This window comes from Streptomyces sp. ISL-94 (assembly GCF_018614075.1).
GTDB lineage: Bacteria > Actinomycetota > Actinomycetes > Streptomycetales > Streptomycetaceae > Streptomyces.
This window is the reverse complement of record NZ_JAGGOZ010000112.1, coordinates 1-14,162: the sequence shown is the minus strand read 5'-3', so window position 1 is coordinate 14,162 and position 14,162 is coordinate 1. Positions and strand designations below refer to the sequence as shown.

Below are 14,162 nucleotides of genomic sequence, written 5' to 3'. Positions count from 1 at the left end.
GCGCAGCACACTAGCTAGCGGATCTCGAGGATCTTCTCCCGCATCGCGTAGACCACGGCCTCCATCCGGGAGTGCAGCTGGAGCTTCTCCAGGATGTTGCGGACGTGGTTCTTCACCGTGTTCTCGGAGATGAACAACTCCTTGGCGATGTCGCGGTTGTTCATGCCGGTGGCCACCAGCTTGAGGACCTCCAGCTCCCGGTCCGTCAGCCTCGGCGCCGGCACCAGCCGCCGCTCGTCGGTCCGCTGGATCATCGACTTGAACTCGGTGAGCAGCTTCGACGCCATCGACGGGCTGATCTGCGACTGCCCGTCCGCCACCGCCCGGATCGCCGTGGCGACCTCGTCCGTCGAGATCTCCTTCAGCAGGTACCCGGTCGCCCCCGCCTTGATCGCGTCGTAGAGGTCCGCCTCCTCGTCGCTGATCGTCAACATGATGATCTTCGCGGAGGGGGCCACCTCCTTGATCGAGGTGCATGCCTCGATGCCCCCGCGCCGAGGCATCCGTACGTCCATCAGCACGATGTCCGGCAGCAGATCGGCCGCCTTGTCCACGGCCTCCGCGCCGTCCCCCGCCTCGCCGACGACCTGGATGTCCTCCTCCTGGGCGAGGACGATCTCCAGCCCGCGCCGGAAGAGCGCGTGGTCGTCGACCACCAGTACCCGGATCGGCTCCCCGGCCGGCGTGCCCGCGGGATCCGCCGCCGCGCCCACCTCACGGCAGCCCGTACCGCCGTCACCGCGCACCGGCCCGAAGCTGTCCGCCATCGTTCCTCCCCCTGCATGTGCTGAGCTGCTGGGCCAACCGGACCGGCGGCGCCGCCGGTTGACTGCCCGCCATGATTCCATGCCCGCACCACGGCGCGGGGGCCTCCGGCGGCCGCCTGGCGCATTACGCGTCATGCAGCTGCCCCCGCAGGACGCCTGAAACGTCCCGCGGGGGCAGACGATGACGTGGTCAGCCGCCGAGCGCTCCGCCGGCGCCGCCCCGCGGTTCCTCCGAGCTGGAGGCCCCGTCGGGGTTCACGTGGATGACGCCGTAGTCGTAGGCGTGACGGCGGTAGACGACGCTGGGCAACTTGGTGTCGGAGTCGACGAACAGATAGAAGTCGTGGCCGACCAGTTCCATCTCGTACAGAGCCTGGTCGAGGGACATGGGTGCGGCCGCGTGGGTCTTCTCGCGGACGATGAGCGGGCCCTCGCCCTGCACTTCGAGCGATCCGATCCGGGTGATCGGGACCCCGTTCGTCTTCTCCTCGGCGATCGGCTCGCCATTCGCGTTCAGATGCGCGGCGTCCGGCACGACGTCGGCGACCTCTGCCGCCGAGATCCGGCCCGCGCCCCTGCGGGTGTAGCGCTTGTCGTGCTGCTTGCGCAGCCGGGCCTCCAGCTTGTCCTGAGCCAGGTCCAGCGCCGCGTACGGGTCTGCGGCGGCGGCCTCGGCACGGATCACCGGGCCCCGCGAGTGCAGGGTGATCTCCACGCGGTCGGAACGGTCGGCCTGCCGCGGGTTGTGTTCCTTGGACACCTCGACGTCCAAGCTGATCACCTTGGCGTCGAGCTTCTGGATCCGCTCCGGATTCAGCTTCTCGGCCACGTGCTTGCGGAACCGGTCGGGCACCTCGGTCTTGCGGCCCTTGACGACGATGTCCACGCAGAACTCCGTTCCCGGATAGCTCCGCCGTAGGGCGAAGCGTCTCCCTTTTCGCACCAGACTCCGGCGAAGGCCGGAGCCTCGGACTTGGCGACTTTCACCTCCTCCTCCCCCATCGGCAAGATCAACACCCCACCGACTTCGGAGTCGAGAGACAGCGATGCGTGGGGCCTTAAGGCTCGCCAGTCCTCACAACCGAACATATCCCTCTATGGCGGTTGTCGGCACCCGCTACCGGAACGTACTTCCGTTCAGGTGGCCATTCCCTCTTACTACCTGCAACGATGGGCCTTCCCCGGCAGTTCCAAATCTATTCACAGGATTTTTGCTCTGTCCGAGTAGCGGCCACGACCGCCGCCCGCAGTACCTCCTGCCCCAGATTCGCGGCGCGTACCGCCCGGGCCGCCTCCGCCAGCGTCGCTCCGGTGGTGATCAGGTCGTCCACGAGCACGATCACGGCCCCGTCCAGCAGCCGCGCCCCGCCCCGGCACACCCCCAGCGCCCCCGCGAGGTTCTCCCGGCGCTGCCCGGCCCCCAGCCCCGCCTGGTCCGCCACCGCGCGCCGCAGCCGCAGTACGGGGGCCACGCGCGCGGGCACACCGTCCCGCCGCAGCCGCCCCGCCGCGGCCAGCGCGATCCTGCGCGCCGGATCATGCCCGCGCGCCCGGACCTGGCGCCGCGCCGACGGGACCGGGACCAGCGCCACTTCCCTCTCCCCCTCCCCCAGCCCGCCCCCGCCCGCACCACGACCCACAACCCCGCTGCCCGACGCCCGTACCGCGCCCGCCAGGGCAGCACCGAGCGCCCCCGCCAGCGGAAGCGCCCCGCGCTCCTTGTGGGCCAGCAGGACGGCCCGTACGACGCCCTCGTAGGCGGCGGCCGCGTGGACGGCCGGCAGCCCGGCAGGCGGCGGAGACGGCCGCGCCGGCACTGGCCCGGCCCCGCTCAGCGCCTCCCGGCAGCCGGCGCACAGCAGCACCCTGGCGGCCCCGCAGCCGGCGCAGTCGACCGGCAGGACCAGCCCGGCCAGCTCCTGCCGCCACCCCCGCACCCCTCCACTCTGCCGAGCCGTACACCGGCCCGCCACCCCTGTGGAAAACCGCTGTGGAAAACCGGCCGGAGCCGCGGTCAGCCCGGGTACACCGGAGCCCGGCCGCCCGCTGCCACCGTGCGCCACTGCGCCCCCGGCGGCAGCCACACGATGCCGTCCTCGTCCGAGTACCCCACCACCGGCTTCGGCTTCGACTCGTCCTCCGACGCAGGGACCGCCACCGCGGTCAGCCCGGTGGCACCCGGCAGGCTCGCCGCGATCATCGATCCGTCCGTCAGCATGTAGCGGGCCTGTACGAGCCCGCCGCTCTCCCGGCCCACCACCAGCAGCCGGCCCCGCGGCGCCCAGCTCATCGCCGTCACATCCGCCATCTGCGGGGCCGCCGGGCGCAGCTCGCGCACCGACACCGCCGAGACGTCGCCCTTCCCGTCGGGCCGTTCGATCCGCCCCACGTACAGCTTCCTGCGGCCGCCCTGCTCCACGAGCAGCGCGATCCGCGCCCCGTCGGCCGCGGCCTTCAACGAGGTGATCCGCCCGTCGAGCCCGGCCACCTGCACCTTCTCGGGGGTTCCGGTCCCGCCCGGCACCCGCCACAGCGCCGGGTGCTGCGGGTCCTGGTCCGCGATCCACAGGTCGCCCGCCGCGTCCCAGCTGGGCGCGGTCAGTGTGTTCGGCTTGGCCCCCTTGCCGGTCAGCACGAGCTGCGGCATGACCCCGGACCCGGACAGCGACACCACGTACAGCCCGTGCCCGTCCTCGGAGACCACGGCCGCCCGCCGCTCGTCGTAGGACACGGCCGCCGAGTACGCCTTGAAGCCGGGCGGTGCGTTCAGCGGCCCCGGCACGGGCTCGGGCTTGGGCTGGTCCTCGCTCGCGATGTCGAGCTTCATCCGGACCAGCCGCTTCGCGTCGTCGACGAAGTACTGGTACTCGGGCGAGCGGGGCCGGTTCGCGATCGCGGCCGCGTTCACATCGGTCACCGAGCACAGCGAGGACGACTTGCCGTCGTCACGCAGCAGTTCGACCCGGCTGAGCCGGGAGGCCGTCAGGTCCTGCACCGTGTAGAGGAGTTGGGTGGCCATCTTCTGGCACTGCGGCTGCGCGACGTTGTCGGCCTTGTCGTTGAGCGGCACGCGCAGCGTGTTCTGGCCGTCGTACGAAAGGGACTTGGTGCCCGTCCGCAGTTCCGTGCCGGTGGGGAAGCTGGTCTCGACGACCGGCCCCAGCCACCTGGACGGCCCGGCGAGCAGCGACTGCACCGTCTGCGTGGTCGGGTCCATGCGCGAGTCCGGGTCGGTGCGCTGACGCACGTACACCTGGTCGGCGACGAGCGTGCCGCCCGCGAAGTAGTACTTGTTGGCCGGCATGTAGATGCGCTGGAAGTCGGACTCGCTGAGCACGAGGCTCTCGGGCGGGGTCGCGATCCGCCACTGCTTGTTCTCCTGGACCAGCTGGAGGAACTCCTCGTACCTCCCGCCGCCGGTCTCCGGCTGGTACGCGCTGCGCTCGTCCACCGTCGCGAGCTTCGTGCCGCTCACCTTCCACCGGGGCCCGTCGGGGTCCTTCTCGCCGCGGATCGGGGACCGGTCGAGGCCGGCCGACAGGACGGTGACGGCGGAGCCGGGCTTCCAGGTCTTCGCGGCCTCCTCGGTGAGGTACTTGCGGGCGGTCTCCAGCTGCGGGTCGTCGCTGGTCATCGCCTCCAGGAAACCCTTGACGATCTCGGCCGCTCCCGCCTTGTCGGCCGGGGGCACGCCGAACACCCTGACCTGGGAGTCGACGCCCTGGGAGGCCTGCACCGGGCGGATCTCACCGCTGGTCGGCATGGAGGCGCAGCCCGCCAGCAGCAGCCCGGCCGCGCCGAGCGCGTACGCCCGCAGCGTGCGAGGCCGCACCGTGCGCCCCCGCCGGCCGTGCGTCCGGCTGGGCCCGCTCCCGGGCTCAGCGTCCTTCGGCATCGGCATGGCCATCGGCATCGGTTCGGTCCTCCTGTGGTGCCTGCTCGGCCGGGCGGGGCACGACCCTGGCCCCGTTGCCCGGCAGGGCCGTCGGGTCGGAGGGTACGGGCAGCGCTGTGGCGACGGCCGACCGGGGCGGTATCGGCGACCGGTCGCCGCCGTCCGCCGGCGGCTTCGGGGCCGCCCTGCCCGCGGCGTCGGCGGCAGCCCTGGCCCGGTTGGCCCGGGAATCCTCGGGCTCCAGCGGAATCGGGGATCCCCGCAGCGGTTCGTCGGCGGTGCGCGGCAGGGTGAGGCGGAACTGCGAGCCGCCGCCCGGCTCGCCCCAGGCCTGGAGCCAGCCGCCGTGCAGCCGGGCGTCCTCGACGGCGATCGACAGGCCCAGGCCCGTGCCGCCGGTCGTGCGCGCCCGCGCCGGGTCCGCCCGCCAGAAGCGGTTGAAGACGCGGGTGGCCTCGCCGGGCTTCAGCCCGACGCCGTAGTCCCGTACGGCCACGGCGACGGCCCCGCCCGCGGACGCCAGCCGGACCACCACGTCGCGGCCCTCACCGTGCTCCACGGCGTTGACGACGAGGTTGCGCAGCACCCGCTCCACGCGCCGGGCGTCGGCCTCGGCGATGACGGGCTGCGTGTCGCCCAGCACCCGGATCCGGGTGCCCTTGTGCTCGGCGAGCGGCTCCGCCCCGTCGATGACGCGGTGCACGACGTCGCGCAGATCGATGGGCTCCGCCTCCAGGGCGGCGGCCCCCGCGTCGAAGCGGCTGATCTCCAGCAGGTCGGCGAGCAGCGACTCGAAGCGGTCGAGCTGCCCGGCGAGCAGCTCGGCGGAGCGCGCCGTGATCGGGTCGAAATCGACCCGGGCGTCGTGGATGACGTCGGCGGCCATCCGTACGGTCGTCAGCGGGGTGCGCAGCTCGTGCGAGACGTCCGAGACGAAGCGTCGCTGCATCCGCGACAGGTCCTCCAGCTGCTGGATCTTGAGCTGGAGGTTCTGCGCCATCTTGTTGAAGGCCTCGCCCAGACGGGCGATGTCGTCCTCGCCGGTGACCTTCATCCGCTCCTGGAGCCGCCCGGCCGAGAGCCGCTCGGCGACCCCGGCGGCCATCCGGACCGGAGTCACGACCTGCCGTACGACCAGCCAGGCGATGGCGCCGAGCAGCACGACGACGAACAGGCCGGCGGTGGCGAAGGTGCCCTTGACCAGGTTGAGGGACTCCTCCTCCTGGGTCAGCGGGAAGAGGTAGTACAGGTCGTACGGGTCCCCGTTGATGTCCGTGAGCCGCTTGCCCACGACCAGCGCGGGCTCGGGCGCCTTCTCCCCGGCCCCGGTGGTGTACCGGATCTCGGAGAACGTCTTGAAGGTGCCGGTGGTGTTGTCGACGGCCCGGCGCAGCTTCAGCGGGACGCTGGCGGTCGGGTCGACGTTGCCCGAGGCACGGGCGCCCTTGACGCCCTGGGTGCCGGGCAGGGTCTGCTCCCCGGTGCCGGCGCCGAGCGCAGCCACCTCGAAGGCGGTCTGGCCGCCACTGGCCAGCTGCTTGACGAGGGAGTTCATCCAGGTGCTGGCGTCCCGGCCGACCTTGCTGTCGGCCGCGTCGGCACCGTCCACGGCGGCCGGGGCGTTGGCCTTCTCCTGTGCGACCGCGAACCCTCCCGCGGCCTGGCTCTGCGCCGCCTCCTCCTTGGCGTCCAGCAGACCCTTGCTGACCTGCGCGACGACCACGAAGCCGAGCGCGAGGACCACGGCGAGTGACATCAGCAGGGTGGCGGCGACCACCCGGAGCTGGATGTTGCGCCGCCACAGCCGGACAGCCGGAAGCAGCGGCCGGCGTACGAGGCGTACGCACAGCCGCAGCACGGCGCCGCCGGGCCCCCTGCCCCGGAGCAGGCGGCCGGCCCGCAAGGCCCCCAAACGGGAACCTCCCCGGTCCTCGCCGGACTGCACGTCAGCTGGGTCCGGCCTTGTAGCCGACACCGCGCACCGTCACGACGATCTCGGGGCGCTCGGGATCCTTCTCGACCTTGGAGCGCAGACGCTGTACGTGCACATTGACCAGGCGGGTGTCCGCCGCGTGCCGGTAGCCCCAGACCTGCTCCAGCAGCACCTCGCGGGTGAACACCTGCCAGGGCTTGCGCGCGAGGGCGACCAGCAGGTCGAACTCGAGCGGGGTCAGGGCGATGGAGGCGCCGTCCCGCTTGACCGAGTGCCCGGCCACGTCGATGACGAGGTCACCGATGGCCAGCTGCTCGGGCGCGGGCTCCTCCGACCGGCGCAGGCGGGCCCGGATGCGGGCCACCAGCTCCTTCGGCTTGAACGGCTTGACGATGTAGTCGTCGGCACCGGACTCCAGGCCCACGACGACGTCGACCGTGTCGCTCTTGGCCGTGAGCATCACGATCGGCACGCCGGACTCGGCCCTGATCAGCCTGCACACCTCTATGCCGTCCCTTCCGGGCAGCATGAGGTCGAGCAGCACCAGGTCCGGCTTCGCCTCCCGGAAGGCAGCAAGTGCCTTGTCACCGTCCGCTACGAACGACGGCTCAAAACCTTCTCCACGCAGCACAATGCCGAGCATCTCGGCCAGCGCGGTGTCGTCGTCGACGACAAGGACGCGTCCCTTCATAGTTGACATCATCCCATTAGCTAATCGTTACCTGGCGGTGAGCTGTCCCACAGCCAAAAGGGCTGGAAATCGCCCCTCGGACCTGCGTGGAGATCAGGTCGACCAGTCTGCCCCGGATCCGGGTGACAATTGAAGGTACGGGCTGCCGGAGATCGGGGGGACGGCCGGTCCGTCGGATCATCCCGCGTGGCACGATGGCAGCGACCAGCGCCCCCGCCGCAGCAGTGCACGTGAAGGAGCGACGATGAACGACTCTCCGGGCTGGGCTACGCCCGGATCCTCTCCGTCCGACGGTGAGCGACCGGGGGCACCCGCCGACCAGCCCGCACCTCCTGCGGCCGGCCCCGGCTGGTCCGCCGAGCAGCCGCCGCCCGGCCAGTGGCAGAGCCCCGCACCGCAGGCACCGCCCCAGCCGCAGCCCGGCCCGGGGTGGGCGCAGCAGCCCGGCACCCCGTACGCAGGCCAGTACGGCCCCCAGTACGGCCATCCGGGCGGCCCCGGCCAGTGGGGCAAGCCCCCCGCCGCCAAGCCCGGAGTCATCCCCCTGCGCCCTCTGGGCCTCGGCGAGATCCTCGACGGCGCGGTCGCCACCATGCGCACCCACTGGCGCTCGGTCCTGCCGATCACGCTGGTCGTGGCCACGGTGGTGCAGGTGATCAGCCTGGCAGTGCAGAAGTACGCGGTGTCGGACCTCGCCCTCGCAGCGGACGGGACCGACCCGTCGTTCAACTCCCTCGGCACCGCCCTGGCACTCATCCTCGGAGCCGCCTTCATCGGAGCCCTCGGCGGTCTCATCGCCACGGCGATGCTCACGATGATCTACAGCCGGGCCGTACTCGGCACCGCCTCCACGGTCTCCGGCGCCTGGCGCGAGGCCAGGCCCCAGCTGCTGCGCCTGATCGGCCTGATGCTGCTCCTGGGGATCGGCGCGCTCCTCCTGATCACCCTGCTGTTCCTGCCCGGCATACTCCTCCAGAATCCGGGACTGACCTTCGCGGCCGTCGCCGCCGCGGTCCCGCTGTTCGCCTGGCTCTGGACCAAGTTCAGCCTGGCCCCGCCCGCACTGATGCTGGAAAAGAGCACCATCTCCAAGGCCCTCGGCCGCTCCTCCAAGCTGGTCCGGGGCACGTGGTGGCGCATCTTCGGCATCACCCTCCTCACCGAAATCATCACCGCCACCATCTCGTCGATCATCGTCTGGCCGCTGACAATCATCGGCATGGTCGCGTTCGGCGGCGGCCTGAGCGGGATCGAAAACGGCACGGCCTCCACCGCCTGGGGAGCGCTCATCCTCTCCGGCATCGGCGCGATCATCGCGACGACCATCGTCCTGCCGATCCGGTCGGGCGTCACCGTCCTCCTCTACGTCGACCAGCGCATCCGGCGCGAGGGCCTCGACCTGGAGCTCGCCCGGGCCGCCGGCGTCGAGAACTACGGGACGACCGGAGGCTGACACACCGATGATGAGTACGGGGGGCCTCCTCATCACCCGCGCGGACACACCACCGGTGACGACACCGCGCGAGCCCGCCCAGGAGGCGGCCGAGCGTGAACTGTCCAAGCCGATGTACCACGAGAACGACCCGGGCCTGCTGGACCGTGCCCTGCGCAAGTTCCTGACCTGGCTCGACGACCTCTTCGACGCGGCCTCCGGGGCAACCCCCGGAGGCGCGCTGGGCCTGGTCGTCATCGCGCTGCTGGTCGCCCTGGCCGCAGCCGCCCTGTGGTGGCGGCTCGGCGCCCCGCGCCGGACGGCCACCTCCGCGGGCCACCTCTTCGACGACGGCATCCGCAGCGCCGCCGACCACCGCACCGCGGCCGAAGCCCACGCCGCCGCCGGCCGCTGGACCGAAGCCGTCCAGGAGCGCATGCGCGCCGTGGTCCGCTCCCTGGAGGAACGCACCCTCCTCGACCCCCGCCCCGGCCGCACCGCCGACGAGGCCGCAGCCGAAGCCGCGCTCTCCCTCCCCGCCCACGCCGCGGACCTGCGCGCCGCCGCCCGCACCTTCGACGACGTCACCTACGGCGGCCGCACCGCCGACGCCGACACCTACACCCGCCTGCGCACCCTCGACCTCACCCTGGACCGCACCAAGCCGCTCCTGACGGGACCCACCGCATGACCGCCACCCCCGCAGACGGCCGCCCCACCCCACCCTCCGGCAGCTCAGGCTCCACCGAGCCCGGCCGTGTACCGGGGCACGTCCCAGGTTCCGATGGGACCGCGTCGGAGCGCTCCCCGCACGATCCGAACCGCCCAGACTCCACCGAGGCCGGCCATGTACCGGGGCACCTCCCAGGTTCCGGTGGGGCCGCGTCGGAGCGCTCCCCGCACGATCCGAACCGCCCAGACTCCACCGAGGCCGGCCATGTACCGGGGCACGTCCCAGGTTCCGATGGGACCGGGCGTGTGTCGGGGCACGTCCCAGGTTCCGGTGGGGCCGGGCGTGTGTCGGGGCGCTCCCCGCAGGGCGCCGAACACAGTTCCGCATCACCCTCCGGCCCCTGGTCACGTTCGGTGCCCGAGGAGACGCCCCGGCGCGCGCCCGGCCCCACCGGAACCGCCCCGGCATCCGCCGCCCAGGCATCCGCCGCCCAGGCGGGCACCGCCTTGAACGCCCCCGACCCCGCAGGCACGGGCACCGGCACCGGCACCGGCACCGCCCCTACCCCCGGCGAACCCCCGACCCCCCGCCAAGCCCAAGCGCAGCGAACCCGGCGGCGCCAAACGGCCCGCCGCATCCTCACCGCCCTAGCCGTGCTGACCGCAGGCGCCCTCGCCCTGGCCATCCTCAACGCCGGCACCCGCCACGGCCTCCTGGACCCCCGCTCCGCCGACCCCTCCGGCAGCCGCGCCGTAGCCGAGCTCCTCAAGGACCACGGCGTCACCACCCGCGTCGTCACCACCGCCCGCGACGCCGCAGCCGCCACCGGCCCCCGCACCACCCTCCTGGTCACCGACCCGGACCGGCTCGGCGCGGCCCAGCGCAGCGCCATCCACTCCGCCATGGACCTCTCCGGCGGCCGCACCGTCCTCCTGGCCCCCGGCGGCCACAGCCTTCCCGACCTGGCCCCCGGCGTCCGCGCCAAGGGCGAGGCCGCCACCGACGACCTCGCCCCTGCCTGCGCCCTGCCCGCCGCCACCACCGCCGGCCGCGCCGCCACCGGAGGCGGCCTGCGCTACACCACCACCCTCCCCCGGGCCACGGCCTGCTACCCCAGCGACGGCCACCCCACCCTCCTCCTGCTCCCCACGGGCACCACCGGCGACACCGTCCTCCTCGGCTCCGGCGCGATCCTCCTCAACGAGAACCTCGCCGAGCAGGGCAACGCCTCCCTCGCCCTCCAACTCCTCGGCTCCCGCCCGGACCTCGTCTGGTACATGCCGTCCCTCGCGGACTCCGGCCCCGACCCCGACTCCTCCGCCGGCCAGGACAAGAGCCTCTTCGACCTCGTCCCGTCCGGCTGGTCCTGGGCCCTGCTCCAGCTCCTCGTCGCGGCCGTACTCGCCGCCCTCTGGCGCGCCCGCCGCCTCGGCCCCCTCGTCACCGAGAAGCTGCCGGTCGTCATCCGCGCCTCCGAGGCCACCGAGGGCCGCGCCCGCCTCTACCGCAAGGCCGGCGCCCGCGACCGCGCCGCCACCGTGCTGCGCGCAGCCGCCCGCGAACGCCTCGCCGTGCTGGTCGGCGTACCGCACACACAAGCCCACGAACCCCTGTCCCTGGTCCCCGCCGTCTCCGCGCACCTCACCGGCGGGACGGCCGGGACCACGGACATCACCACCCTCCTCTTCGGCCCACCTCCCTCCGACGACGCGGCACTCGTCGCGCTCGCCGACCACCTCGACGCCCTCGAAAGAGAGGTCCGTACGTCATGACGTACCCGGCCACCGAGTCCACGGCTGCGACCGCGGACAGCGCCCGCGCTTCCCTCGAAGCGCTCCGCACCGAGATCGGCAAGGCCGTGGTCGGTCAGGACTCCGCCGTCACCGGTCTCGTCGTCGCACTCCTGTGCCGCGGCCACGTCCTCCTCGAGGGCGTCCCCGGCGTAGCCAAGACCCTCCTCGTACGGGCCCTGGCCGCATCCCTCGAACTCGACACCAAACGTGTCCAGTTCACCCCCGACCTGATGCCGAGCGATGTCACCGGCTCCCTCGTCTACGACGCCCGCACCGCCGAGTTCTCCTTCCAGAACGGCCCGGTCTTCACCAACCTCCTCCTCGCCGACGAGATCAACCGGACCCCGCCCAAGACCCAGTCCTCGCTCCTCGAAGCGATGGAGGAGCGCCAGGTCACCGTCGACGGCATCCCCCGCAAGCTCCCCGAGCCGTTCCTCGTCGCCGCCACGATGAACCCGGTCGAGTACGAGGGCACGTACCCCCTCCCAGAAGCCCAACTGGACCGCTTCCTCCTCAAGCTGACCGTCCCCCTCCCCTCCCGCGCGGACGAGATCGGCGTCCTGACCCGCCACGCCGCCGGCTTCAACCCCCGCGACCTGCACGCCGCAGGCGTCCGCCCGGTCGCCGGCCCCAAGGAACTCGACGCCGCCCGCGAGGCGGTGGCCAAGGTGACCGTCTCCCCCGAGATCGCCGGCTACGTCGTCGACATCTGCCGCAGCACCCGCGAATCGCCGTCCCTCACCCTCGGCGTCTCCCCCCGCGGCGCGACCGCCCTGCTGGCCACCGCCCGCGCCTGGGCCTGGCTCACCGGCCGCGACTACGTCACCCCCGACGACGTCAAGGCCCTCGCCCTGCCGACCCTGCGCCACCGCGTCCAGCTGCGCCCCGAAGCCGAAATGGAAGGCGTCACCGCGGACTCGGTCATCTCGGCGATCCTCTCCCACGTCCCCGTTCCGCGCTGATGGCGCTCACCGGACGCGCCGCCCTGCTGGCGGCCCTCGGCAGCCTCCCCGTCGGCATCCTCGAACCGAGCTGGACGGGGATGCTCGCGGTCAACGGCCCGCTCGCGCTGGCCTGCGCGGTCGACTGCGCCCTCGCGGCGCCCGTCCGCAGCCTGAAGCTGACCCGCTCCGGCGACACCTCGGTACGCCTGGGCGAGTCCGCGGACGTGCACCTCACGGTCACCAACCCGAGCGGCCGCACGCTGCGCGCCCGCGTCCGCGACGCCTGGCCGCCGAGCAGCTGGCTTCCGGGCACGGAACAGGCCGCGTCCCGCCACGCGGTGGTCATCCCGGCCGGCGAGCGCCGCCGGCTGACCACCCGCCTCTTCCCGACCCGCCGCGGCGACCGCCAGGCCGACCGCGTCACGATCCGCTCGTACGGCCCCCTGGGCCTGTGGGCCCGCCAGGGCTCACAGGCGTCCCCCTGGACGGTACGGGTCCTGCCCCCCTTCACCAGCCGCAAGCACCTCCCCTCCCGCCTGGCCCGCCTGCGCGAACTGGACGGCCGTACGAGTGTGCTGACCCGCGGCGAGGGCACCGAGTTCGACAGTCTCCGCGACTACGTCCCCGGCGACGACACCCGCTCCATCGACTGGCGTGCCACAGCCCGCCAGAACAAGGTGGCCGTCCGCACCTGGCGCCCCGAACGCGACCGGCACATCCTGATCTGCCTGGACACCGGCCGCACCTCGGCGGGCCGCGTGGGCGATGCCCCGCGCCTGGACTCCGCCATGGACGCGGCCCTCCTGCTGGCCGCCTTGGCCACCCGGGCCGGCGACCGCGTGGACCTCCTGGCCCACGACCGCCGCCCCCGCGCCCACGTCATGGGCCGCGCGGCGGCGGACGTGCTCCCGTCCTTCGTGAACGCGATGGCCACCCTGGAACCGGAACTGGTCGAAACAGACTCCCGCACCCTGGTCTCCACCGTCCTCCGCAATGCCCCGCGCCGGTCCCTGGTGGTCCTCCTGACGAGCTTGGACGCGGCCCCGATTGAAGAGGGCCTGCTCCCCCTCCTCCCCCGCCTCACGCAGCGCCATACGGTCCTTCTGGCCTCGGTGGCCGACCCGCACGCAGCCGAGATGGCGAAGTCGCGCGGCTCACTGGACGCCGTCTACGAAGCAGCGGCCGGCACCCAGTCCCAATCCCAGCGCACCCGCACGGCCGCCGAACTCACCCGCCACGGCGTCCACGTGGTCGACGCCACCCCCGACACCCTGGCCCCCGCCCTGGCCGACGCCTACCTGGCCCTGAAGGCCGCCGGCCGCCTGTAGCCACCCATCGGGGACTGGATACGTACGCTGGTCGGGCACCCACCAGGAGGACATCATGGCCGACCTCACCCCCGAGCAGATGCACAGAATGCACGAGTTCGCGGAGCAGCTCGCGGAGCTGGCCGAGCAGCAGGAGGACCAGTGGAAGGTGCAGACCACCGACGGTCAGATCTTCCTCACGATGATGAGCCCCACGGCTCCCCACGGGCTCAACGTGGTGCGGCTCCGCCGCCAGATCGAGGCCCAGACACCAGAGGTCATGGCCCTGAATGACACGAACATGGGCGATCCTCAAACCGGCCTGACCAAGGTCCCCGACCTTATGGTGATCGCGGAAGAGGACACCGACGACACCGCAAAGGTCGTCAACGCCCGGGATGTCCTGATGGTGGTGGAAGTCGTCTCTCGCACGAATTCCCTCACTGATATCCGCGACAAGCTGCACGACTACCCGAAGATGGGGGTCCCCCTGTATGTCGTCGTAGACCCCCGCAAAGACAAGAAAACCGTCACCGTGCACAGCGATCCCTCAGAAGGGCCCGACGGCATCCGCTACCGCAAGAAAGTCCCCTACGCCTTCGGGGACACCGTCACTGCCGGCCGCTGGACACTCGACACGAGCAGCCTCAAGAGCTACCCCGCCGACTGGTAAAGCGGAGGAGGCGCACTCGACGGCGCTGCGATAAACGCAGAAAAGCCCCGCACC

General features: G+C 72.4%; 12 protein-coding genes. 6 read left to right on the top strand and 6 right to left on the bottom strand.

Translation table 11 applies throughout. From position 1 onward, the window contains the following. Positions 1–14 precede the first annotated feature (14 nt). The 6 genes from J7E94_RS29050 to mtrA form a co-directional block, all read right to left on the bottom strand. Positions 15–767: a response regulator transcription factor gene (locus J7E94_RS29050; protein ID WP_215019780.1), complete on the bottom strand. Its 753-nt coding sequence runs from the start codon at positions 765–767 to the stop codon at positions 15–17. Between the two features lie 190 nt (positions 768–957). Then, positions 958–1,653, bottom strand: coding sequence for a ribosome hibernation-promoting factor, HPF/YfiA family (hpf, locus tag J7E94_RS29045; RefSeq protein WP_215019779.1), 696 nt, complete (start codon positions 1,651–1,653; stop codon positions 958–960). A 310-nt stretch (positions 1,654–1,963) separates the two neighbouring features. Then, positions 1,964–2,704: a ComF family protein gene (locus tag J7E94_RS29040; RefSeq protein WP_215019778.1), complete on the bottom strand. Its 741-nt coding sequence runs from the start codon at positions 2,702–2,704 to the stop codon at positions 1,964–1,966. Positions 2,705–2,781: 77 nt separating this feature from the next. Next, positions 2,782–4,599 (bottom strand): LpqB family beta-propeller domain-containing protein, encoded by a 1,818-nt coding sequence (locus tag J7E94_RS29035; protein ID WP_308345500.1) that lies wholly within the window; start codon positions 4,597–4,599, stop codon positions 2,782–2,784. Positions 4,600–4,645: 46 nt separating this feature from the next. Continuing rightward, entirely contained in the window at positions 4,646–6,574 is a 1,929-nt protein-coding gene (mtrB, locus tag J7E94_RS29030; protein ID WP_251057389.1) for an MtrAB system histidine kinase MtrB, read from the bottom strand. Between the two features lie 34 nt (positions 6,575–6,608). Beyond that, positions 6,609–7,298: a two-component system response regulator MtrA gene (gene mtrA / locus J7E94_RS29025; RefSeq protein WP_189747360.1), complete on the bottom strand. Its 690-nt coding sequence runs from the start codon at positions 7,296–7,298 to the stop codon at positions 6,609–6,611. Between the two features lie 232 nt (positions 7,299–7,530). Here mtrA and J7E94_RS29020 point away from each other — a divergent pair, with 232 nt between their 5' ends. From J7E94_RS29020 to J7E94_RS28995, 6 genes are all read left to right on the top strand, one after another. After that, positions 7,531–8,739 carry a hypothetical protein gene (locus J7E94_RS29020; protein ID WP_215019776.1) on the top strand — a complete coding sequence of 403 codons (1,209 nt, stop codon included), beginning with the start codon at positions 7,531–7,533 and terminating at the stop codon, positions 8,737–8,739. 7 nt (positions 8,740–8,746) lie between these two features. Continuing rightward, positions 8,747–9,409: a DUF4129 domain-containing protein gene (locus J7E94_RS29015; RefSeq protein ID WP_215019775.1), complete on the top strand. Its 663-nt coding sequence runs from the start codon at positions 8,747–8,749 to the stop codon at positions 9,407–9,409. Between the two features lie 488 nt (positions 9,410–9,897). Further along, positions 9,898–11,163, top strand: coding sequence for a DUF4350 domain-containing protein (locus J7E94_RS29010; protein WP_251057390.1), 1,266 nt, complete (start codon positions 9,898–9,900; stop codon positions 11,161–11,163). After that, positions 11,160–12,146, top strand: coding sequence for a MoxR family ATPase (locus J7E94_RS29005; RefSeq protein ID WP_215019773.1), 987 nt, complete (start codon positions 11,160–11,162; stop codon positions 12,144–12,146). Before J7E94_RS29010 ends, J7E94_RS29005 begins: the two co-directional genes overlap by 4 nt. Beyond that, the gene (locus tag J7E94_RS29000) at positions 12,146–13,456 is read left to right on the top strand and encodes a DUF58 domain-containing protein (RefSeq protein WP_215019772.1); all 1,311 of its coding nucleotides are present in this window, start codon (positions 12,146–12,148) and stop codon (positions 13,454–13,456) included. The genes J7E94_RS29005 and J7E94_RS29000 overlap by 1 nt, the downstream gene beginning before the upstream one ends. Before the next feature lie 55 nt (positions 13,457–13,511). Continuing rightward, the gene (locus J7E94_RS28995) at positions 13,512–14,108 is read left to right on the top strand and encodes a Uma2 family endonuclease (protein ID WP_215019771.1); all 597 of its coding nucleotides are present in this window, start codon (positions 13,512–13,514) and stop codon (positions 14,106–14,108) included. Positions 14,109–14,162 lie beyond the last annotated feature (54 nt).